We start from the raw sequence: 21427 nt of genomic DNA on the forward strand, positions 1-21427 counted from the left end.
GGTTATCCACATGGCTCAAAAACTGATCCTGGCATCGGGGTCCGAAATTCGGCAGCAGTTGTTGCGCAACGCGGGCGTTCCGTTCGAGGTTCAAAAGGCCCGAATCGACGAGGAAATGATCCGCGCCGCATTGGAAGCAGAGCAGGCCAAGCCCCGCGACATCGCGGATACGCTGGCGGAAATGAAGGCGCTGAAAGTTAGTGAAAAACACCCTGATGCGTTGGTTTTGGGTTGCGATCAGGTATTGGATTTGAACGGCGCGGTTCTGTCAAAGCCCAAAGACTTAGATGATGCCCGGCACCATCTGAAATCCTTGCGTGGTCAGCAGCATATGCTGTTGTCTGCCGCAGTGATCTGCGAGGCTGGCAAACCGATCTGGCGGCATATCGGTCAGGTTCGCCTGAGGATGCGCGATTTTTCAGATGATTATCTGGAATCGTATCTGAACCGCAACTGGCCGGGAATTTCCTACTGTGTTGGGGCATATAAGCTGGAAGAGGAAGGCATCCGCTTGTTTTCCCGCGTCGATGGCGATTACTTTAACGTGCTGGGGCTGCCCCTGCTGGAATTGTTAAATTATCTGACGGTGCGTGGAGACCTGCAAGCATGAGTGCCCAACGTATTCCCTTGGCTGGTGTGATCGGTTCACCGATCGGGCATTCAAAATCGCCCAAACTGCATGGGCATTGGTTAAAAAAATACGGTTTGCCCGGTTTCTATATCCCGATGGAGGTTGCGCCGGATAACCTGGAAACGGTGCTGCGCACCTTGCCCAAGGCCGGGTTTGTAGGGGCAAATATCACGGTCCCCCATAAAGAGGCTGCGCTGGAAATCGCTGATCTGGTGACAGATCGCGCCACGCTGATCGGTGCGGCGAATACGTTGATTTTCCGGGAAGATGGCAAAATCCACGCAGACAACACTGATGGCTATGGGTTTATCGAGAACCTGCGGCAGGGTGCGCCTGAATGGAACCCCAAGGCCGGGCCTGCTGTTGTACTGGGCGCGGGCGGCGCGGCGCGGGCGATTTTGGCGTCTTTACTGAACGCGGGCGTGCCGGAAATCCTGCTGTCCAATCGCACGCGCCTGCGGGCCGAAGCCTTGCAGCAAGAGTTTGGCACACGTATCCGGGTGGTGGACTGGGTGCAGGCCGGTAATGCGCTGGAAGACGCGGCGCTGGTGGTGAATACCACGTCGCTTGGCATGACCGGAAAGCCCGAGCTGCGGATTCCGTTAGATGGGCTGCAAAAACAGGCGGTTGTGACCGACATTGTATATAGCCCGCTGAAAACACGGCTTTTGCAAGTCGCGGAAGAGGTTGGTTGTCATACAGTCGACGGGCTGGGGATGCTGATCTATCAGGCTGTACCCGGATTCGAGCGTTGGTTTGGCCAGCGCCCCGAGGTGGACGAAGATGTGCGCAAGGTGATTTTGGAATGAGCTTCAAGCTAGGTCTGACTGGGTCGATTGGGATGGGGAAATCGACCACGGCAAAACTGTTGGCCGAAGAAGGCTGCGCGATTTGGGACGCGGATGCCGCTGTTCACCGACTATACGCGCCGGGGGGCAAGGCCGTGGCGCCGATGCAGGCCGTGTTTCCCGATGCCATTGTGGATGGGGCTGTGTCGCGTGACCGGCTGAAGCAGATCATTTTGGCTGATTCCACGGCGTTGAAAAGCATTGAAACCATCGTGCATCCCTTGGTGGGCGCAGATAGGGCGGATTTTATTACGCAGGCACAGGCCGATATTCTGGTTTTTGACGTGCCGCTGATGTTTGAAACGGGTGGAAATGCAGCGATGGATGCGGTTTTGGTGGTATCCGCCCCCGAAGATATTCAGCGCGAACGGGTTTTGGCCCGTGGCACCATGACCGAAGAACAGTTTTTGGCGATTAAATCCAAGCAGATGCCGGACGCCGAAAAACGGGAAAAAGCGGATTTCGTGGTGATTACCGACACGTTGGACCATGCCAAATCACAGGTTCAGGCGATTTTAGCGACGATCCGCAAAGGGCTGTCCCATGCGTGAAATCGTTCTGGATACAGAAACCACCGGGTTTGATCCGTTTAAGGGCGACCGGATCGTTGAAATCGGCTGCGTGGAACTGTTGAACCACATGCCTACGGGCAACACGTTCCATGTGTATATCAACCCGGAACGCGGGATGCCGGACGAAGCATTTGGCGTTCATGGGATTGGACCTGATTTGCTGTCATCCCCCCGCGATGCAAAAGCGGGTGAAGTGACGCTGCTGGATAAGCCGGTTTTTGCAAAGGTGGGTCGTGATTTTCACGAATTTATCGGGACTGCCAAACTGGTCATCCATAACGCATCCTTTGACATGAAGTTCCTGAATGCCGAATTGAAATGGATGGGTTTGCCGGAAATCCCGTGGGACCGCGCGATTGATACGTTGGCGATGGCCCGGCAGAAATTTCCCGGTGCCCCTGCTACGCTGGACGCGCTTTGTCGCCGGTTTGCGATTGATAACTCGAACCGGACGCTGCACGGGGCGCTTTTGGACTCGGAAATTCTGGCCGAGGTCTATCTGGAACTGATTGGTGGGCGGCAGCCGGATTTTGCGCTTGGCATGTCAGGTACGGATGGGTCCGGTGATGGCGCGGACAGCAATTGGCGCCCATATCCGCGCCCGGTTCCCCTGCCCTCGCGGTTAACAGAAGAAGAAACCGCCGCCCATCAGTCCTTTGTGGACAAATTGGGCGACGGCGCGTTGTGGAAAAAGCTAAAAGCTTAGGACAGTTGGGTGCCTTCGGGGGCTTGTTCAGCCTGACGGCGCGCCAGCTCGTTGCGGTACAGTGCAACAAAGTCGATGGTTTCCAGATTCAGCGGCGGGAAACCACCGTCGCGGGTGACGTCGCTGACGACACGGCGCAGGAACGGGAACAACAGACGCGGGCATTCAATCAACAGGAAGGGGTGCATTTGTTCGTCCGGCACGCCTTCGATGTGGAACAGGCCAACATAATCAACTTCCAGCAGGAACAGTTTGTCGTTGGTGTCTTTTGCGGTTGAATCCACGGTCAGCTTGATCGCGACCTCAAATTGATGCTCGGTCGAACGTTTTTTGGCATCCAGATTGACCTGGACGTTAATGGCCGGGACCACCTCGCCGTTGGCACCTTTTTGGGCCAGAATATTTTCGAACGACAGATCGCGGACGAACTGGTTCAGAACGTTCAGTTTGATTTGCGGCGCGCCTGCGCCTGCTGCTTCGGCATTTTCGGCCATTTGGGACTCCCAGAGGTTATGTTTGCCAGATGTGTAGCAGGATGAATTTCAGCGCTCAATGCTTGGTCCAACCCGAAGGCCGATGTGTTGCGCGGTTTTCGGGGTCAATTTCATAGAATTCGCCGTCAATCGTATTCGGATCGGTGGGGCGGCTGTGCATTTGGGTGTTCCCCATCGTAAAGCTTTGAACCCGAATACGTTGACGCAGGTAACGGAATACAGCGGTGCGGATACCGGGAACCAGCAGGGCAAAGCCCATCGCATCCGTAAAAAATCCGGGTGTCAGCAGCAGAACGCCGGAAATCAGGATCATTGCACCGTGGGCCAGCGGCTCGGTTGGATCATCCAGTTCGGAAAAGCTGCGTTGCAGGTTGGCCATGGCCATACGCCCCTGCGCGCGCATCAAAGATGTTCCCAAAATCGCCGTAAGCACTACAATCGCCAGCGTTGGCCACATGCCGATCAGACCGCCAACCTGAATGAACAGGGCGATTTCGATGATTGGAACTGCGACAAATGCGATTAACAGCCACATGGCTTACTCTCCTTTCGTGCGGGTGCGGTGGACTTGGCCGCCGGTAGCACCTACATAAGGTCCAATATTACAGGTTTAAATGACCCCCCGATCAAGAGGATCTTATGAACTCGCCTATTTTGCAGCTTCTGGTACTGGCCGGTATCGCGGTTTTCCTTATTCTGCGGCTGAAAAACGTGCTGGGAACACGCGAGGGATTTGAAAAGCCCGCCGTGCCGCGTCAGGCGGATGTATCCCAACGTCGCCCCGATCTTTCTGTGATCGAAGGCGGTCCAGATCGGGATATCACCGATCATGTCGATGAAGGCAGCGAAAGCGCACAGGCTTTGGCCGCGATGAAACGGTTGGAACCTCACTTTAGCGTGAGCGAATTCATTCAAGGCGCACGCGGTGCGTATGAGATGATCCTGCTGGGATTTGAGCGGGGCGAACTGGCAGATATCAAACCCTTCCTTTCGGAAGAAGTGTATGAAACCTTTGCCCATGTCGTTGAAGCACGCCATCGGCAGGGGCTTTCGGTCGAAGCCGAATTTATGGGGGTCCGTGAAACGGCCTTGGTCGAGGCTGAATTGCTGCCCGGCAACATCGCGGAAATCACGGTTCGGTTTGTTGGCGAACTGGTTTCCGTTGTCCGTGACAGCGCGGGCGAGATTGTCGAAGGTACGCCCAACACCCCCAAGAAACAGCGCGATGTCTGGACCTTTGCCCGCACGATGGGCACGGACGATCCGAACTGGCAACTTGTTGCCACGGGCGGATGATCCGGGCGCTTGCGGTAGCGGCGCTGGGGCTTTTCATGGCGGGATCGGCGCATTCGCAGGAAACCACCTATCGGATTTTGGATTTCCGGGATCTTGATAGGTGGGAACAGGATGATCATGCCGCCGCGTTGCAGGTGTTTTTAAACACTTGCCCCGATCTGGACGAACCAGATTGGGCATCGTTATGTGCGGTGGCGCAAAACATCAGCAATGCCAAATCGTTTTTTGAATTGTTTTTCCGCCCCGTCCTGATCGAGGATGGGGCAAAGCCATTGTTTACCGGCTATTTTGAACCGGAACTGGATGGTGCAACCGCGCCGGACGATCGGTATCGCTTTCCAATCTATCGTCTTCCGCCAGAGGCAAAAGGCGCCAGCGTTTGGCTGTCGCGCCGGGAGATCGAAACCACGGATGTCATGGCGGGGCGTGGTCTGGAAATCGCGTGGGTCGATGATCCGGTGGAATTGTTTTTCCTACAAGTACAGGGATCAGGCCGCATTCGTCTGCCAGATGGGCGGCATATTCGTGTCGGCTATGGAGGAGCAAACGGGCATCCGTATCGTTCCATCGGGGTGGAGCTGATCCGACGCGGGGTTTACAGCCCGCATCAGGTTTCAGCGCAGGTGATAAAAAACTGGGTGCGGCGCAATCCTGTGGATGGGTTGGAATTGCTACGCCACAATCCGTCTTATGTGTTTTTTCGCACGGTAAACCGGGTATCACCGGAAAAGGGGCCGCTGGGGGCGATGAACCGATCCGTCACGGAAATGCGATCCCTGGCTGTTGATCCGGCCTTTACCCCGTTGGGGGCGCCGGTCTGGCTGGAAAAGGACGGGGCCAACCCGATCCGGCGTTTGATGATTGCGCAGGATACCGGGTCAGCCATCAAAGGCGCGCAACGGGCCGATATTTTCTTTGGCACGGGGGACGAGGCTGGCCGTGCCGCAGGTCGATTGAAAGACCCCGGTCGGATGGTGGTTTTGCTGCCCATTCAACGTGCCTATGCCCTGCTACCGGAGGCCGAACAGTGAGCCGCCGGAAACTGACCGAGGACGAGGTAGAGCTTTGGCGCAAAGTCGCGGAAAGCACCGCGCGAATGCACCCAGAACGGAAACCGGGTGCATTGCCCAAGCCCAAGCCCCATAAAGTACCAAAGCCGCGCTTGCCGATGCCGGATTTTACCGTTGGGCAAACCGCGTCGATCCGTAATACCCCGCATGATTTGCAGCCGGGTATTGCCGACAGTCTGAATGCCGCGCCGTTGCGGATGGATAAAAAATCCTTTGGCCGGATGAAGCGCGGAAAACTGGTGCCCGAAGACCGGATTGATTTGCATGGCATGACGCTGGATCGCGCCCATCCTGTGTTGACCCGGTTTATCCTGCGGACCCACGCCCAAGGGATGCGTCTGGTGCTGGTTATCACAGGCAAGGGTAAAACCAAGGAAGATGACGGCCCTATCCCCGTGCGTCGCGGTGTGTTGAAACATAACGTGCCGCAATGGCTGGCAATGCCGCCGCTGAGCGGGCTGGTGCTACAGGTGACGCAGGCCCATATCAGCCACGGCGGCACCGGGGCGTATTACGTTTACCTGCGCAGGCAGCGTTAATTCTGTAATCCCAGCGGATTTTGCAGCAGCAGGGGCGACAGGATCAGCTTTGTCGCACTTTGCACGGTCAGCGCGGTTCCCGGCAACAGCCCAACATGCCCGCCCGCATCGCGGTTAAAGGTGGTGCTGACGGCTTCGCTGTTGCGCAGCAGTTCAATCAACAGGGGCGACGTTCCCAGCGTGAAATGGCCACTTCCGGTTTTCGCGGCGAATTCGGATACATCCACCACCGTCACGGGTAGTTCTGCGATTTCGGTCGGGTCCGTCAGGATACCCAGCCGCTTTTTATCGCCATTGATCCGGGATGACAGTTGCAGCGCACGATCTTTGGTCGATACGAAAATCACAAAGGGTTCGGGCAATTCCCGGAACCGTTTGGATTGCTGTTTGAACACTTCGACATCCAGATCAGGGGATACCAGAACCACGCCGCCCAAATTCCGGTCTGTCCAGTGCGGTGTAGCGATTTCAATCTGGCGCATGGTTTCCATCACCAGCATGGACCCCAGCGAATGCCCGATTACGATAATCCGGTCTGGCCCTGCGGCGCTGATCTGGCGCAGCAGTTCCTCTAATCCGTCGCGGGCATACAGCACGCTGTCCCGGTCATAGGTATAGCCCAAGGGATGCGCGGCACTGGGCCATGAATAATGCACCGCCACGCCGGGCAGTTTGAAATCGTGCATCAACTGAACCGTGCGAAACACCCCGTCGGCAAAGCTGTTGTTATAGCCATGTACATATAGCAGCACATCGCGCGATCCGGGTTTCTGCCGGTGAATTTCGCGGCTTAATTCGCGGGAAAAGGCGCGTTTATCGGGGAAATCTGTTCGGTCGGTGAAGGTAAAGAATTTTTCAGGTGCCACGATGGCCGGTTTGAACCGGATCGGCCCGCCGTGATGGTTTGGGGGAACGGAAACCCCGACTTCGACAAAATCCAGATTTTGCGCCCGGTCTGTACCGAACCAGCCGCTGGGGGTTCGTTTGCGTAATGTGGCTACAAAAGCCCGATAAGGTGTTCCAACCTTTGCCGCCTCGGGTGCCATACGGACCAAGGCCCGGTCGCTGCATCCCGCCACCAGTACAAATACAAAAACAAATCGCCAGATCAAAAACACGGTTCACACGCCCCCGCAGGTTACGGGGACGTTATCCGCGAAGCTGGTTTGACGCTAGAGCACATAGCGGCTGACATCGGCGGATTTTGTCAGTTCACCAAGGTTCTGTTGCACGAAATCCGCGTTCACCGTTACCGATTGTCCGGCCCGATCCGGCGCAGCAAAGGACAGTTCCTCGAACACGCGTTCCATGACCGTGTACAGCCGCCGTGCGCCGATATTTTCGATTGTCTGGTTCACGTCCGCGGCGATTTTCGCCAATACGGCAATGCCATCGTCAGTGAAATCAACGGTCACTTCTTCGGTTGCCATCAGGGCGGTGTATTGCCGGGTCAGCGCGTTATCCGTTTCGGTCAGGATGCGCACGAAATCCCCTTCGGTCAGGGCTTTCAGTTCCACCCGGATCGGCAAACGTCCCTGCAATTCCGGCAGAAGATCCGACGGTTTGGCAATGTGAAACGCCCCCGAAGCAATAAACAGAATATGATCCGTTTTCACCGGGCCGTATTTGGTGGACACGGTTGTGCCTTCGATCAGGGGCAGCAAATCGCGCTGCACACCTTCGCGGCTGACATCGGCTCCCCGCGCATCGGACCGGGCACAAACCTTGTCAATTTCATCCAGAAACACGATACCGTTCTGTTCCACGGCCGCGACAGCCGCGCGGGTTACGGTTTCGTCGTCCAGCAGCTTGTCTGCTTCGTCCGCGATCAGGATTTCATAGCTTTCTGCCACGGTCATTTTACGGCGCACAGTACGCCCGCCAAAGGCTTTGCCGAATATATCGCCCAGATTCATCATGCCCATCTGGCTGCCGGGCTGACCGGGAATATCAAACATCGGCATCGGGCCGGAGGTATCGGCCACATCCAGTTCGATCACGGTATTGTCCAGCTCACCCGCCTGCAATTTCTTGCGGAACATTTCGCGGGTGGCGTCGCGGGCGTCTTTGCCTGCGATGGCTTCGATCACGCGTTCTTCGGCGGATTCATAGGCTTTCGCCTTCACATCTTCGCGCATGTGGTCGCGCGTCATTGCGATGGAGGAATCCACAAGATCGCGGATGATCTGTTCCACATCGCGCCCGACATAGCCGACTTCGGTAAACTTGGTGGCTTCAACCTTGATAAAGGGCGCACGTGCCAGTTTGGCCAGTCGGCGGCTGATTTCAGTTTTCCCAACGCCGGTGGGACCGATCATCAGGATGTTTTTGGGATAGACCTCTTCGCGCAGATCGTCGGAAAGTTGCTTACGCCGCCAGCGATTGCGCAGGGCTACGGCCACGGCACGCTTTGCATCTTTCTGGCCGATAATGAATCGATCCAGTTCGCTGACGATTTCACGGGGGGTCAGGTCGGTCATGCTTTGGCTCCTTTGTCCTGCCAACACGTAAGCGGTACGTGCATGTCCTTCAACCCGCCATGAAATAGCTTCTGACAAATGCCGCGATGTGCTATCTATCGGGCATGAAATTGCTACGATTTATTCAAGATTTTTTTGCCAATCGACGTAAGAACGCGGACCCGCCTGCGGGGTCCGGCCTGTCGCGTCGGCAGTTTGCTGGGGCTGCGCTTGGGATGGCGGCCCTGCCGGGGGCAGCATCAGGCGCGGCGTTGGATTTACCGGCGCTTGCGGCGCTGCCACGGGGGCAGTTGGCGTTGATCATCCGCAATTTGGCCGGGTTAAACGCGGGAACCGATCCTGTTTTGAAGCAGGATTGCCAAAGAATGATTGCGGATATCGGCCAAATTCTGCCCGAAGCAGAAAAGCTGTTGGAACTGCATCAGCTTTATCGCCCAATGCGGCAGTACCACACATCAGAAGCCGAGGATGCGCGGGGCCTGTCGGTTTTGCACGATGCTTGCCTGTTTTCGCGCCCGGTATCGTTTGATTATACGGACCTGAAGGGGCAAAAAACATCGCGCCGGGTGCTTCCCATCGAAATCGTGCATCCCGCGACTGGGATTCAGCTTTTGGCATGGTGTGAAAAGCGGCAGGCCCACAGGAAATTCTTTGTCAAAGAAATTCACGGCCTGCGTGTTCACGCCGGTGATTTCAGCGCCCGGCGGGCGGATCTGATCCAGGGGGCCATTGAGGAAAGGCAAGACTGGGAAGATTCGTATTAACCCCTAGCTTTTGCGGATGGTTTCCACGGTCAGATTGCCGTTGGTGTAAACGCAGATGTCAGCGGCGATGCCCATTGCCTTGCGGGCGATTTGTTCGGCGCTTTGGTCGCTGTCCATCAATGCCCGCGCGGCGGCCAGCGCATAGTTGCCACCCGATCCGATCGCCGTCACATCATGTTCGGGTTCCAGAACGTCGCCCGCGCCGGTGATCACGAAAATATCCGCGCCGTCGGACACGATCAGCATCGCTTCCAGCTTTTGCAGGTATTTATCGGTGCGCCAGTCCTTTGCCAGTTCTACGCTGGCACGGGCCAGTTGGCCGGGCGTAGCTTCCAGTTTTGCCTCTAGCCGTTCCAGCAGGGTAAAGGCATCGGCGGTTGATCCGGCGAACCCGGCCACCACGTCATATCCGCCGGGCGACAGGCGGCGCACCTTGCGGGCGGTTCCCTTGATCACTGTTTGACCCAGCGATACCTGCCCGTCGCCTGCAATCACGACTTCGCCGTCTTTTTTCACACCGATGATTGTGGTGCCGTGCCATCCGGGGAATTTATCGTCCGCCATCGCGCCCTCCGTTTGCTTGTTGGCCTATATGGAACCTGTACGCCGGACGCACAAGGGTTGCCGCCTGTTACTGGCGCTTGCCCGCCCCCGATCCCGGCGCTAGCCTACGGTCATGAGCGAGCAGAAAACCCTGCGTTTCTATCTTGAGGATGGGCTGCGAGACAGCGCCCAAAAGGGAACGCATAACTTCATTGGAAAACTAGTTTCGGTGGTGCAATCCGCCGGGTTTTCCGTGGCGTTTCATTCCAATTCCGATCTGGAACGCGCGGCCAGCAGGGCGCGAGGCGGATACGCATTGTTTCACATGGAACAACCGACCACGGACAGGGGGCTGACGTTTCGGCGGGTTTATCATTATCCGTTCTGGGCGATTGAACCCACGAACGAACGCTGGAACTGGCGGGTGGCGCAAACACGGTTTGATCCTGACAAAACAGACCCTAAAAAGGCGAAAACATTCTATCGGCGTTGGCAAAACCACTTGTTTGGTGACGCAGCAACACAGACCAGCCGCGATGGATTTATCTATGTTCCGCTTCAGGGCCGGTTGCTGGAACGGCGGTCATTCCAGCTTGTCAGTCCGGTTGAAATGATTGCATCGGTGTTGCAGCACGATCCGAAAAAGCGCGTGATCGCAACGCTACACCCATCAGAAACATATTCACGCGAAGAACAGAAACGACTGGAGCAACTGGAACAGCGGTTTTCCAATCTGTCCTTGCGGCAAGGGGGGATGAACGATCTGCTGCAACGCTGTGATTATGTTGTGACACAGAATTCATCGGTGGCGTTCAACGGATATTTCTTTGGCAAGCCCTGCGTGTTGTTTGCCCAAAGTGATTTCCATCACATCGCGGCCAGCGTGGCCCATATGGGGGTGGCGAACGCGTTTGATACCGTGCGGGATATGCAGCCGGATTATGCGCGTTACATCCACTGGTTCTGGCAGGACATGTCCATCAACGCGGGCCGCGCCGGGGCCGAAGAAAAAATCGCCGCCGCTTTGCGCCGCGCAGGGTGGCCGATTGAATGAAAAAACCCCGGCAAAAACCGGGGCTTTTGAAATTCTGGCTTTCGGATGGATCAGATCGAATCCTGAATCCATGCTTGCAGCGAAGCTTTGGGTGCTGCGCCTGCGCGGTTGGACACGACCTGACCATCCTTGAAGATGAACAGCGCGGGGATGCCACGCACGCCCATTGCAGCAGCCGAATTCGGGTTCTGGTCCACATCGACCTTGGCGATTTTGACCTTGCCTTCCATTTCGGCGGCCAGTTCTTCCAATGCCGGGCCGATCTGTTTGCAGGGGCCGCACCATTCAGCCCAGAAATCCACCACAACGGGGATATCGGAATTTTTCACTTCGGCGTCGAAGGTCGCATCGGTTACGGCAACAGTGGCCATGAGTCTTCTCCTGAAAGAGTGGGTTTGAACAGGAACCTAGAAAGCCAACCCCCCACCGTCAAGGGAGCGCGGCAGACCTAAGTGCCGCAGTAACTAATTCGTGGGGCAGGTGCATCAGGGTTGCGGTGCGGGTCCACAGGATAGCGGTTTCAATGGGGCGATCCGGGTAAATTTGTTGCAGAACATAGGCATAGGCCCCCATCTGGCGCAGCAGACCATCGGGAACGCGGTCCACCGATTGCGGCACAACCGCGTTGGATTTGAAATCCACGGCAATAATCCGGTCCGGTAAAATAATCAGCCGGTCGATGACACCATGAATGCGCTGCCCCTTCAGGATTGCCAAATCCGCGGTTACGGGAACTTCGGCCAGCGCATCGGGGCTAAAGATCGGGGTCAGATCAGGGGCGGTGACAACGGCGCTGGCTTCGGCCAGCAGTTCTGCGGTTTCCGGCGCGTTGTCGCAGATTGTTGCGGCCATGCGCGGCCAATGGGCCGGGTCCGCGCCGGGGAAATGTTCCAGCATCAGGTGAAGCCGTGTGCCGCGCAGTTTTGCGGTTTCCTCATCCACCCCCGCTTCGCCGGGTAGCGCCTTGGCCCCACCCAAATCCGAGGGGCTAAGCGTTCCGACAGGTTTGACCGGCGGTGCTACAGGATTGGTGAAAATCGCATCCAAAACAGGCTCTGATACAGGGGTTTTTGCGGTTTCCGTATCGACGGTGCCAGACCAATCCCCATGCGTCAGGCACAACCCTTCGCCGGTTGGCATTTGCGCGGTTTGCGCCCCCTTTTTCAGCGCTGCGATTTTGATCTTGTCGTACCAACTGCCATCACCGTCTTTTACGTCCCCGGCCCCGGCAACGATCAGCCATTTTTCCGCGCGTGTCATGGCCACATATAACAGGCGGTCGCGCTCGGCCTCTTCCCGTGCGGTTTCAGCGGCCTTGGCCTGTTCCAGCAGCGGGGGTGTGTCGGCGGATGCAGTGCGCCATGCGGCAACGCCGTCCGCTACCTGTAATTCACCTTTGGGTGGGGGACGGCGGTTCAGCGTATCGGGCATAATGACAATCGGCGCTTCCAGACCTTTGGCGCCGTGAACCGTCATCACACGAATCTGATCTTCGGCGCTGTCCATCTGGCGTTTGATTTCCAGATTGTCCGTCACCATCCATTCCAGAAACCCCTTCAGGCTGGGGATAGAGTTTTGTTCAAAGGCCAACGCCTGTGACAGAAAGGCGTTTATGCCGTCCTCGGCTTCGATCCCCAGACGCGCCAACAGGTTTTTCCGCCCATTGTGGCGGGTCAAAATGCGTTCGATCAGATCATAGGGCCGCAGGAAATCGGTATTGTCGCGCAGATCGTCCAGAACGGCCATTTCATCCGGGAATTCATCGCGCCGGGCGCGCATGGCTTCCCATAACAGGGGTTGTTTGCGGCCATGTGCCAGTTGGAATAGCTGCTTTTCGGTCCAGCCAAACAGCGGTGATTTCAGCGCCACAGCCAGATTAAAGCTGTCCTCGGGTGTCGACAGGAAAGACAGCAACGCCGCCAGATCCTTGACCGCCAGTTCAGCGCCAACCTTTAGCCGGTCGGCCCCGGCGACGTCCAGTTTACGATCCTTGCAGGCGCGGATGATTTCGGCAAACAGATCAGAACGCCGCCGCACAAGGATCAGAAAATCGCCGGGGCGCACCGCACGCATCCGATAGGTGCCGCTGCGTCCGATTTCTTCGGGGATCGGGTGGCGCTGGTCGATCAGGGCTTTGATGGCGTCGGTCACCTGTTCGCCCAGTTGCAGCGCGTGGTGTTTTTGGCCCAACCTGTCGACGGGTTCAAACCAATCTTCGGTTTCGTCATCCTTGCTGGGGGTGATCACGGGCCAGATGTCCACCCGTCCCGGCATCTGGTCCTTGAACGCGCGGTGTTCGCCATCCGCAGGAAAGCCCGAGTCCTCGTGATCCTGAAACACCTGATCGACCAAGCCCAAAATCGCCGCCGAAGACCGGAAGGAATACTTTAGCTCCAACCGCGCCAATGGGCGGTCTGTGCGGTTCAGACGGTCGCTGAAATCCCGTTGCATCCGGTCAAATTCGCCGGGATCGGCACCTTGGAAGGAATAGATGGATTGCTTCTTGTCCCCGACCACGAAAATCGTGCGCGGAATGCCGGGGCGGGCACCTTCGCCGCTGGTGAATTCCTGCGCCAGCAGTTCGATCACCTGCCATTGCGCGGGGCTGGTGTCCTGTGCCTCGTCCACCAAAATGTGATCAATCCCGCCATCCAGACGGTACAAAACCCACGCGGCCACTGCCGGATCGGTCAACAAATCCCGCGCCCGCAGGATCAGATCGTCAAAATCCAACCAGCTTCGTTCCTGTTTGCGCTGTTCATAGGCGGGTAAAAACACGCTGGCAAAATCATGCAGTGCGGCGGTTTTTCGGGCCGCTGCCAGTGCCAGCCGACGGGTACGGGCGTCTTCAACCCGTAACATCAACGCTTCGAGCTGCGGCATCATATCAGCGATGTCACCGCGCAAATCTTTGGTCGGGAAAGAGCCTATCTTAGCTGAAAACGGTGATTTTGCGCTGCCACCCGTCAGGAAAACGCCTTCCATATCGGACAGTGCAGACAAATTGCGCCCGGTGATCCGCAACAGTTTTTCTGCCGCCCCCTGATCCGAGGATTTTCCCCCTTGCAGCTTGGTAATCAGTTTTGCAATCAGCTCGTCCTCGCCCCCCAGAAAGACTTGATCCAAAAGCGCGGCTTCCGAATAATCACTGGGCAGGTCGAAGAATTCCAAGCACTGCGCCCAATTCAGAAACCGGGAAAATTCGGATCGGCGCGAAACGATATCCCGCGTCAGGTTGGAAAAGTCGTTTGCCGTGACATAGGTTGCGATACCGGCGACCTTGGCCTGATCTGGGCCGTCTGACAGATCACGCAGCACATCTTCGCGCAGTAACGCGGCGGCGCGGTCTTCCGTTTCCTTGAATTGCGGGCTGACCCGCGCCTCTAGCGGAAAACGCCGCAACAGGGACGAACAGAAAGAGTGGATGGTTTGGATTTTCAACCCGCCGGGCGTTTCGATGGCGCGGGCAAACAGCGTACGGGCGTTGCGCAGCGCGGCATCGTCAATCGCGCCTTCGATGCCCAGTTCATCCAGTTCCTTGCGCAGATCGGCATCGGGCAGCATGGCCCATTCGCCCAACCGTTTGAACAGGCGGTTCTGCATTTCGCTGGCGGCGGCCTTGGTGTAGGTCAGGCACAAAATATGCTGGGGCTGGACTTTTAGCAGCAAGAGCCGCGCCACGCGATCTGTCAGCACCCGCGTTTTGCCCGATCCGGCGTTCGCGGATAACCACGTGGACCAATCGGGCCGAGCGGCGTGAACCTGGGCTTGGGTTGCTTCATCCCGCATTGCTCAGATCCTCTTTTGTCGGGTTTACCGTTAAATCCCATTCGCCAAATCGGGACAGCGGATCATAGTCAGATATGTCTTTTTCGCTGAACATGGCGCGGCGGGCGGTGAAGCCTGTTTCAGGCTCTAAATAGGCTGAAATCAGCTTCTCAAACCGCGCCCAGACGACGGGAACAGGTTCGTCGCCCAATGGGGCGGCTTCCTCTTTGGGGGTGGCACCTAACCCGATATAGACCGCTTGCGCCACCTTCAGCGGCCCCATCGGATCAAAACCCCCCTTTTCGACCATCGCGGCTTCTAGCAGCAATTGTTTGTCAAATTCGGTTTGCTGTTTCTTCGATGGCGGGGTCGAGGTTTTGTAATCGTACAAATAGGCCTGTCCGGTTTCATCCAGATCAATCCGGTCCGCCTTGGCCTTCAGGGTAAACCCTAGATGGGGGATTGTGGCCTTGCCTGAAATTTCCAACTGCGCGGGATGCGTTACCTTGCGCCGGGTTTGTTCATTCAGAACAAACCAATCGGCAACCCGATTGACCCGCGCGGCCCACAGGTTGCGAATATCCGGCCACGGGACGATTTCCGCCAATGTATCGGCGGCGATCTGCGTCAGGCGTTGGGCGGTCAGATTTTCGGGGGTGTCACGCGTGTCGCGGATGAAGGTTTCAAAAACTTCATGCACCACGGTGCCGCGCAGCAGTGCATCGGGGGCTTTCATCAGCGGGTCCAGCGGGCGCAGCCGCAACACGCGCTTGGCATAGATTGCATAAGGGTCGCGGATCAGGTTGCGAATATCCGTAACAGACATTTCCCGTGGCCGCGCATCGACCGGCGGCATGGGGGACGGGCGCGGGGCGGGGTCTGTTTTGCCCGGCTCTTCCAGCTTGCGGACTTTGCGCAACCAATCAGATCCGCGTGATTTTGCATCAGCCAGTGCTGTGGCGCCACCCTGATTGGGCAGCCCGTTCAGCAGGTTCATGATCCGGTTCAGCCAGCGGGACGGCACGGTTTCCGCATCATCCGATCGGATTGAACGGGTCAGCCAGACCTGCGGCGCAGCGATGGCTTGCTGGAAATCATGGGCCGACAGACCAATGCGCCGCTCGGGCAATAACAGACCCGAATCCAGCCGCATACGGCGGTTTAACCACGGATCGGGCGACGGGGCTTCGGGCCAGCTTCCTTCGTTCAGCCCGGCCAGAACAAGCAGATCGGCCCCCTGAACGCGGGCTTCCAGCGTTCCCCAGATTAGGAGGTTCGGATGCGGCAGATCGGGATTGCGTACCTCTTGGCGGGACAGGATTGCACCAAACAGATCGGCATAATCACGGGCGGACATGTCACCGCCATAGCTTGCTTCGGCTTCTAATTCTGCAACGGTGCTGCGTGCGGTGCGCCCGGCGTCTTCTTTCCACAATTCGGATTGCTGGGCGGGCACCGATCCATCTGCGATGGCTTCGGCCAGCGCCATATGCCGTTCCAGCCAATCGGTCAGCGATGATATTTCACCATCTTGCCCCACAAAGCAGGAAATCACCCATTCCGCCCATTGGGCGGCAAGGTCGAATTTTTGCCCCGCCGCAAAGCCGCGCAAATGATCCGCATCCGGGAAAGGAATGCCGTTGCGCCGAATATGCAGCTCCAGTTCACGGGTCAGCAGCAAATGCGTTCCCCGTTCGCCCCCCGAATGGGTCAGCGGGTGGGATAGTAGGGTTAACAATGCCTCGGCAGTTAGTTTTTGGTGAAACAGGGCTGCAACATGGCGCAAGAACCGCCCCGGAGGGCTGAGTTGCAGGGGCGTTCCGGCACTGTCATCGGGCAGGATATTCCAGCGGGACAAGGCGGCTGAAACCTGCCGCGTCAGCATACGATCCGGGGTAATCAGCGCGGCTGTGGTGCCGTCTTCGGCAGCTTGGCGCAGGCGCATGGCGATGGCCAGCGCCTCGTCCCGCGCGGATGGGGCTTCGACCAGCGTCACCTGTTGCATGGCGTCCGGCAGGTTTTTGAGTGCCGGACCTTCGGCCAGCCATTGATCCGTAACGGGCGCCGGACGCAGAGCCAGGGAAACAAGCGCATTGCGCGGTGCAGATGCAGGCGTGTCACTGCCCCATTGTTGCACATCTTGCGGCGTGATCCCTAATTCCGTCATCAATTTGCGGAACCGATATTGCGGGTGGTCTTCTGCGGTCAGGGCGTCATCCAGATCCTGCCAACCGCTGTCTGGCATGTCAAAATCATAGCCGGGCAGAATGATCGCGCCTTGCGGCAGCTTTGCCACCGCTTTCATCAACAACATGGTTGTGCCGCGCGACCCGGTAGACCCCGCGATAATGATCGGGTTTTGCGGTGGCGCATCCTGCCAAAGCGCGGCCAAGGCCTCGATCACCATGCGCTGACGGCTTTCTTTGTCCGGGGCGTTTTGCGCATCCGCAAAATAGTGCTGTACGATTTCCAAAAACCGCAACGACCGTTTCCAATGGCCGGATTCATCGCTGACATCCAAGGACTGTATCGTGGCGGGAGGCACGCCTTCGCCGTGCATTTCATCCAGCAGCGCGGCCAGACTGTCGGCCAGATCATAAAGCGACGACCGGGGCGCCAGCTCGGGTTCGCGTTCCAGCAGGATTGAAACCAGTTGCGTAATTTCCAACCGCCGCCGCAGTGCGGGTACGGCGGTTGGTATTTGCGGCAACCCCGCCCCAAGCGCCAGATCGGTCACAAGCTGTAGTCGCGGCAACAGCAGCGCGGGGCCAGTATCGAACAATTCGCGGACTCGGCGCTGCATTCGTCTGGTGTTGAGGATCAACTGAACACGGGCCAAGCGATCCGGGGCCGCCCCGGTAAATTTGTCTCGCATCCCGTTGACCAAAGCGCGGGGAAAATCCACGCCCAGCGGCACACCGTAAACGCGCGGTTTGTCAGAAGGGTCAAACATGTCGATACCCAATCATGTTTTCGGCCAAAGCGATCCCTTCGGGGTGGCCGACATCACACCATTTTCCGGGGTAGGTCAGCCCATACAGACGGCCCTGCGCCAACATCTGATTCCACAGCAGATTGAGCGAAAACGCATCATCGGCTATGCTCGCCAGCCCGTCGGTTTTCAAAATCTGCACCCCGGAATAGACCAGACCGGGACCACGGGTCAGACGCCCCTGCCCGTCCAGCAGAAAATCGCCCTGTCCGGCATGGCCCACGGCGTTTTCACGGGGAATACACAGCAATAGCGCATCCATCCGGTCCGGGTTCCACGAATCCTGCAACAGGTGCAGCGCATTCGGTCCCTGCCAAACGGCATCTGTGTTCATCGTGAAAACCGGCGCGTCCCCCAGCAAGGGCAACGCAGCGCGCAGCCCGCCGCCGGTTTCCAAGATTTGATTGCTTTCGTCCGAAAACGCGATGTCCTGCCCTGCCAGATGGGTGCGTATCTGATCCGGCAGGTAATGCAGGTTGGCAACCACGCGGCGCGGCTGGATCGCCTGCACCTGTTCCAAGGCGTGATCAATCAGGGCTTTACCTGCCACGGGGATCAGCGGTTTCGGGCGATTGGCGGTCAGTTCGCCCATCCGGGTGCCGAACCCGGCGGCAAATAGCATTACAGAGTCGGGACGCATCCGGCCTGTTCCTTTAGTTGCTTCAGGGCGGCATCGGTGGGCGCAGGCAAATCCCGCACCATATCCGCAACCGGGGCCAAGGCCGGGTGGTCCAATCCGCGCATCGTATGATCCCAGACGCGCGGGATCAGATCCACATAATGCGGCTTGTTGAAATGCAGCGACAGCCGGGCGAACACACCCAAAATCCGCAGGTTCCGCTGGACGCCCAACACCTGATAGGCGGCAGTGAACGCCGCCGCATCCGTGCCGGTGGCGGTGACATAATGGGCAATCATCGCATTTTCTATGGCCGCAGGAACATCCCGGCGGGCATCTTTCAGCAGGGATACCAGATCATAGGCCGGATGCCCCGTTCGGGCGTCTTGGAAATCCAGCAACCCGACGCGCTGAACCCCGGTGCGATCCGGCAGCCATAGCAGGTTTTCGGCGTGGTAATCCCGCTGGATCAAAACGCTTTGATCCGGTGCATGGGTTTGCAGGATGGGCAGAAACGCCGCCTCGAACTGGGATTTTCCAGCATCATCCCCCAGAATTCCGCGTCTGTACCACTCCCAGGCCAGACCGGCCATTTCGGTCATATAAGCAGGGGAATATGGCTCTAACGTTGGCGGATTCGATTGGTGCAGATGGATCAGAACATCGGTGGCCGCCTGATACATCGGGTGTTCCAGCGCCGGGTCGCGCAGGACGACCCGCGCGAACAGGTCGTCGCCCAAATCCTCTAGCAACAGGAAACCGTGTTCGGCATCTTCGGCCAGAATTTCGGGTGCGCTAAGTCCACACCCCCCAAGAAACCGCGCAATCCGTAAAAACGGGCGGACATCTTCGCCCTTTTCTGGCGGGGCATCCATCAATACCGCGGTCTGATCGCCCATTCGCAGCCGTTCATACCGCCGGTTCGAGGCATCCCCAGCCAACAATCCACGCTGCGCTCCGGCCCAATCGGTTCCTGCAAGAAACCGATCCGCTAAAACAGCCCTATCCGTCATAGTAAATCCTTTAGCCGTTCGGCCCATTCATCGCTGCCAGTGGCCACCAGTTCCCGGCTGTCATCTGGCAGGGCGCTGAAACTAAGCGTCAGCGCGTTTTGCGGGGTCAGGTCAGACAGGCGGTCGGGCCATTCCACCAGACAGATTGCATCCTGAAACGCGTCCTCTAGCCCCAGTTCGATTGCTTCGTTCGGGTCCGTCAGGCGGTACAAATCCGCGTGCCAGATTTCACAGTCCGGTCCGTCATACACCTGAACCAAGGTGAATGTGGGCGAAGGCACGTCTTCGGGTTCTGGCAGAAGCGATTGAATCAGACTGCGGGCAAAATGCGTTTTTCCCGCGCCAATCCCACCTTCCAGCAGGATGACGTCACCGGGGTGCAACCGTTCGCCCATCGCGCGGGCAAAGCGGCTGGTGTCTTCGGGGGTGAAAAAACGGGTTTCAAATCGCGCGTTTGCCATGCGGCAAAGATACCTGACCACACGCTACCCGCAAGCGGGTTCAGGCAATCCGTTTCAGTGTTGCGCGGGGTGCTGTTTGACTGCGCTCGCCGAAGATGACCGCGAAATTTCCACCGATCAGCGGACTTACACGGCAGTTGAGCGTGCCCCCCGTTTTCAAAGGCAGATTAAGTTCAGTTACGGTGCCAGATTGAAGCGGGGACAGGTCCGTTTTCGGTGTGCAGTAGCTTTGCCAATGGGCGATTGCATCGCCAATCGTGATGTCCGCGAAACTGCTGTCTGGATCGCTGTCCCATTGCGACCGATACGCCCCGTTGGCAAAGTTCAGTATCCCGGCAGGCGTGAAAACCGCGATTGCCTGCGGAAGCCCGTCGAATACAGTTTGCATCACCTCTAATTGTGATCGGAAACGCCGGGTCAAAGAGATTTCAGAACTTATGTCTTCAAACAGAAAGGCAATCGCCCCGTCAGGATGCGGCCGCCCACTGACGCGATAGGTCAATCCGTTCGACAGGTTCCACGTTTCCATATATTTGCCGTCCGTGGCGGCCATCACCAAATCCTGCATCTCTTCGCGCCAGCTTTGGTAATTCTTTGGCTCTGGCATGATTTGATTATCGCGTAGCTTGTCGAAAAAGCTAAGCAACGTGGGCCGGCCGCTCAGGTATTCGGGGGACAGGCCGATCAGGTCGATCAGGGCGGGGTTGAACAGCGCCAGTTGACGCCGCCTGTCAAAAATGGCCAGACCTATGGACAGTTGCGCAAAGGTCTTGGTCAGGGTTTGCACGAAATTGCGCTGGGCGATTTCAGCTTGAACCACTGCATTGATGTCCACAGCGTAGTGCATTCGCCCTGCCCCGGTTTCCGCTGTGGTAATGTCGAACCAGATATTGCTGTCGCTTTCCGGCAGGTTCAGCGACAGGCGGGTGCGTGGGTTGGCGGGCGGCTTGATGTTCGGCAGATCGAACAATGTAGGAAGATTGCCATCCTGGTTCGGTATTTCTGCGTTTTCAGCCAGTAAAAGATAGGTGGCATTTGCCCATGTGATTTGGCCGTTCTGGTCGGTATTCCAGACCGGGTAAGGGCTGTGATCGGCGGCTGATTCCAGCGTCTTTAGTCGCTGATCGGTGATTTTTCTGTGGTGAAAATCTTCTGGTTGCAGGTGGTGATTACCCGGCTGTAGCAACGTGACCCGAACCAAATCCCTGATCCGTTCGATCAACAGTTCTGCCGGATCGTTTGCCTGATCCGCTGGGCAGGAAATGGTATCGCGATCTATGTCGGACGGATCAGCAAAAAAAACCGGGAAATCGGGGGGCCATCACATGATGTAATTGTTCCCAATCCGTTTTCCCAATGCCCTGCCCGGTTTCAAACAGCCATTCCCCGCCGCCGCTTACATTGACAAGCTCTGACCCTCTGAACAAAAATCGCAGATCCTGATCTGGCAAAGTCAGCCGATTTCGCGGGTTTGTCCTTTCGCGTAATAAATGAAAGGCCGCCGCCCCCGCTGCTGTCGCGGAAATTAATGATGACACTACAATTGCCGAAAACCCTATCATCCTGCCCCCGCAGAT

General features: G+C 57.5%; 21 protein-coding genes. 9 read left to right on the forward strand and 12 right to left on the reverse strand.

What is annotated here, in order from left to right; translation table 11 throughout:
• The first annotated feature begins 10 nt into the window (after window positions 1–10).
• From FN828_RS02160 to dnaQ, 4 genes are read left to right on the forward strand one after another with little or no spacing between them, the layout of a single operon-like run.
• Complete coding sequence (locus FN828_RS02160; RefSeq protein ID WP_142491728.1) at window positions 11–610, forward strand: Maf family protein; 600 nt, start codon at window positions 11–13, stop codon at window positions 608–610.
• Entirely contained in the window at window positions 607–1440 is an 834-nt protein-coding gene (locus tag FN828_RS02165) for a shikimate dehydrogenase (RefSeq protein WP_142491729.1), read from the forward strand. The genes FN828_RS02160 and FN828_RS02165 overlap by 4 nt, the downstream gene beginning before the upstream one ends.
• Window positions 1437–2030 (forward strand): dephospho-CoA kinase, encoded by a 594-nt coding sequence (coaE, locus tag FN828_RS02170; RefSeq protein ID WP_142491730.1) that lies wholly within the window; start codon window positions 1437–1439, stop codon window positions 2028–2030. Before FN828_RS02165 ends, coaE begins: the two co-directional genes overlap by 4 nt.
• Window positions 2023–2757 (forward strand): DNA polymerase III subunit epsilon, encoded by a 735-nt coding sequence (dnaQ, locus tag FN828_RS02175; protein WP_142491731.1) that lies wholly within the window; start codon window positions 2023–2025, stop codon window positions 2755–2757. The genes coaE and dnaQ overlap by 8 nt, the downstream gene beginning before the upstream one ends.
• Here dnaQ and secB read toward each other — a convergent pair.
• Both secB and FN828_RS02185 read right to left on the reverse strand, forming a co-directional pair.
• Complete coding sequence (gene secB, locus FN828_RS02180; protein ID WP_142491732.1) at window positions 2754–3251, reverse strand: protein-export chaperone SecB; 498 nt, start codon at window positions 3249–3251, stop codon at window positions 2754–2756. The two genes, dnaQ and secB, sit on opposite strands and share 4 nt — an antisense overlap.
• A gap of 55 nt (window positions 3252–3306) precedes the next feature.
• A complete protein-coding gene (locus FN828_RS02185; protein WP_142491733.1) occupies window positions 3307–3786 on the reverse strand; it encodes an FxsA family protein in 480 nt (159 codons plus the stop codon).
• A gap of 104 nt (window positions 3787–3890) precedes the next feature.
• On the opposite strand from FN828_RS02185, the gene FN828_RS02190 reads away from it, so the two are divergent.
• From FN828_RS02190 to FN828_RS02200, 3 genes are read left to right on the forward strand one after another with little or no spacing between them, the layout of a single operon-like run.
• Complete coding sequence (locus tag FN828_RS02190; protein ID WP_142491734.1) at window positions 3891–4547, forward strand: Tim44/TimA family putative adaptor protein; 657 nt, start codon at window positions 3891–3893, stop codon at window positions 4545–4547.
• The gene (gene mltA / locus FN828_RS02195; RefSeq protein WP_142491735.1) at window positions 4544–5578 is read left to right on the forward strand and encodes a murein transglycosylase A; all 1035 of its coding nucleotides are present in this window, start codon (window positions 4544–4546) and stop codon (window positions 5576–5578) included. The genes FN828_RS02190 and mltA overlap by 4 nt, the downstream gene beginning before the upstream one ends.
• Window positions 5575–6156 (forward strand): Smr/MutS family protein, encoded by a 582-nt coding sequence (locus tag FN828_RS02200; protein WP_142491736.1) that lies wholly within the window; start codon window positions 5575–5577, stop codon window positions 6154–6156. Before mltA ends, FN828_RS02200 begins: the two co-directional genes overlap by 4 nt.
• Here the strand turns inward: FN828_RS02200 and FN828_RS02205 are convergent.
• Window positions 6153–7274 (reverse strand): alpha/beta hydrolase, encoded by a 1122-nt coding sequence (locus FN828_RS02205; protein ID WP_142491737.1) that lies wholly within the window; start codon window positions 7272–7274, stop codon window positions 6153–6155. The two genes, FN828_RS02200 and FN828_RS02205, sit on opposite strands and share 4 nt — an antisense overlap.
• Before the next feature lie 54 nt (window positions 7275–7328).
• Window positions 7329–8636: an ATP-dependent protease ATPase subunit HslU gene (gene hslU / locus FN828_RS02210; RefSeq protein WP_142491738.1), complete on the reverse strand. Its 1308-nt coding sequence runs from the start codon at window positions 8634–8636 to the stop codon at window positions 7329–7331.
• A gap of 110 nt (window positions 8637–8746) precedes the next feature.
• Here hslU and FN828_RS02215 point away from each other — a divergent pair, with 110 nt between their 5' ends.
• Complete coding sequence (locus tag FN828_RS02215; RefSeq protein WP_185958905.1) at window positions 8747–9400, forward strand: helix-turn-helix transcriptional regulator; 654 nt, start codon at window positions 8747–8749, stop codon at window positions 9398–9400.
• Between the two features lie 3 nt (window positions 9401–9403).
• Here the strand turns inward: FN828_RS02215 and hslV are convergent, their stop codons facing one another.
• Window positions 9404–9964, reverse strand: coding sequence for an ATP-dependent protease subunit HslV (gene hslV / locus FN828_RS02220; RefSeq protein WP_142491740.1), 561 nt, complete (start codon window positions 9962–9964; stop codon window positions 9404–9406).
• A gap of 112 nt (window positions 9965–10076) precedes the next feature.
• On the opposite strand from hslV, the gene FN828_RS02225 reads away from it, so the two are divergent.
• Window positions 10077–10997, forward strand: a complete 921-nt coding sequence (locus FN828_RS02225) for a UDP-N-acetyl glucosamine 2-epimerase (RefSeq protein WP_142491741.1) — start codon at window positions 10077–10079, stop codon at window positions 10995–10997.
• Between the two features lie 50 nt (window positions 10998–11047).
• Here FN828_RS02225 and trxA read toward each other — a convergent pair whose 3' ends face one another.
• The 7 genes from trxA to FN828_RS02260 are packed head-to-tail and all read right to left on the reverse strand — an operon-like array spanning window position 11048 to window position 21072.
• Window positions 11048–11368, reverse strand: a complete 321-nt coding sequence (gene trxA, locus FN828_RS02230; RefSeq protein ID WP_142491742.1) for a thioredoxin — start codon at window positions 11366–11368, stop codon at window positions 11048–11050.
• A gap of 58 nt (window positions 11369–11426) precedes the next feature.
• Window positions 11427–14786: a double-strand break repair helicase AddA gene (gene addA / locus FN828_RS02235; protein ID WP_142491743.1), complete on the reverse strand. Its 3360-nt coding sequence runs from the start codon at window positions 14784–14786 to the stop codon at window positions 11427–11429.
• A complete protein-coding gene (gene addB, locus FN828_RS02240) occupies window positions 14776–17718 on the reverse strand; it encodes a double-strand break repair protein AddB (RefSeq protein WP_142491744.1) in 2943 nt (980 codons plus the stop codon). Before addB ends, addA begins: the two co-directional genes overlap by 11 nt.
• Window positions 17711–18397, reverse strand: coding sequence for a nucleotidyltransferase family protein (locus FN828_RS02245; protein ID WP_235891370.1), 687 nt, complete (start codon window positions 18395–18397; stop codon window positions 17711–17713). The genes addB and FN828_RS02245 overlap by 8 nt, the downstream gene beginning before the upstream one ends.
• The gene (locus tag FN828_RS02250) at window positions 18379–19389 is read right to left on the reverse strand and encodes an aminoglycoside phosphotransferase family protein (protein ID WP_142491745.1); all 1011 of its coding nucleotides are present in this window, start codon (window positions 19387–19389) and stop codon (window positions 18379–18381) included. The genes FN828_RS02245 and FN828_RS02250 overlap by 19 nt, the downstream gene beginning before the upstream one ends.
• Window positions 19386–19850: a tRNA (adenosine(37)-N6)-threonylcarbamoyltransferase complex ATPase subunit type 1 TsaE gene (gene tsaE, locus FN828_RS02255; protein ID WP_142491746.1), complete on the reverse strand. Its 465-nt coding sequence runs from the start codon at window positions 19848–19850 to the stop codon at window positions 19386–19388. Before tsaE ends, FN828_RS02250 begins: the two co-directional genes overlap by 4 nt.
• A 40-nt stretch (window positions 19851–19890) precedes the next feature.
• Window positions 19891–21072: a PAS-domain containing protein gene (locus FN828_RS02260; RefSeq protein WP_142491747.1), complete on the reverse strand. Its 1182-nt coding sequence runs from the start codon at window positions 21070–21072 to the stop codon at window positions 19891–19893.
• Window positions 21073–21427 lie beyond the last annotated feature (355 nt).

This window comes from Thalassovita litoralis (assembly GCF_900182725.1).
GTDB classification, from domain to species: Bacteria; Pseudomonadota; Alphaproteobacteria; order Rhodobacterales; family Rhodobacteraceae; genus Thalassobius; species Thalassobius litoralis.

Coding starts and splice junctions, on each gene's coding strand:
- FN828_RS02160 (WP_142491728.1), top strand. CDS start 11: ATGGCTCAAAAACTGATCCTGGCATCGGGGTCCGAAATTCGGCAGCAG.
- FN828_RS02165 (WP_142491729.1), top strand. CDS start 607: ATGAGTGCCCAACGTATTCCCTTGGCTGGTGTGATCGGTTCACCGATC.
- coaE (WP_142491730.1), top strand. CDS start 1,437: ATGAGCTTCAAGCTAGGTCTGACTGGGTCGATTGGGATGGGGAAATCG.
- dnaQ (WP_142491731.1), top strand. CDS start 2,023: ATGCGTGAAATCGTTCTGGATACAGAAACCACCGGGTTTGATCCGTTT.
- secB (WP_142491732.1), bottom strand. CDS start 3,251: ATGGCCGAAAATGCCGAAGCAGCAGGCGCAGGCGCGCCGCAAATCAAA.
- FN828_RS02185 (WP_142491733.1), bottom strand. CDS start 3,786: ATGTGGCTGTTAATCGCATTTGTCGCAGTTCCAATCATCGAAATCGCC.
- FN828_RS02190 (WP_142491734.1), top strand. CDS start 3,891: ATGAACTCGCCTATTTTGCAGCTTCTGGTACTGGCCGGTATCGCGGTT.
- mltA (WP_142491735.1), top strand. CDS start 4,544: ATGATCCGGGCGCTTGCGGTAGCGGCGCTGGGGCTTTTCATGGCGGGA.
- hslU (WP_142491738.1), bottom strand. CDS start 8,636: ATGACCGACCTGACCCCCCGTGAAATCGTCAGCGAACTGGATCGATTC.
- hslV (WP_142491740.1), bottom strand. CDS start 9,964: ATGGCGGACGATAAATTCCCCGGATGGCACGGCACCACAATCATCGGT.
- FN828_RS02225 (WP_142491741.1), top strand. CDS start 10,077: ATGAGCGAGCAGAAAACCCTGCGTTTCTATCTTGAGGATGGGCTGCGA.
- trxA (WP_142491742.1), bottom strand. CDS start 11,368: ATGGCCACTGTTGCCGTAACCGATGCGACCTTCGACGCCGAAGTGAAA.
- addA (WP_142491743.1), bottom strand. CDS start 14,786: ATGCGGGATGAAGCAACCCAAGCCCAGGTTCACGCCGCTCGGCCCGAT.
- addB (WP_142491744.1), bottom strand. CDS start 17,718: ATGTTTGACCCTTCTGACAAACCGCGCGTTTACGGTGTGCCGCTGGGC.
- FN828_RS02245 (WP_235891370.1), bottom strand. CDS start 18,397: ATGCGTCCCGACTCTGTAATGCTATTTGCCGCCGGGTTCGGCACCCGG.
- FN828_RS02250 (WP_142491745.1), bottom strand. CDS start 19,389: ATGACGGATAGGGCTGTTTTAGCGGATCGGTTTCTTGCAGGAACCGAT.
- tsaE (WP_142491746.1), bottom strand. CDS start 19,850: ATGGCAAACGCGCGATTTGAAACCCGTTTTTTCACCCCCGAAGACACC.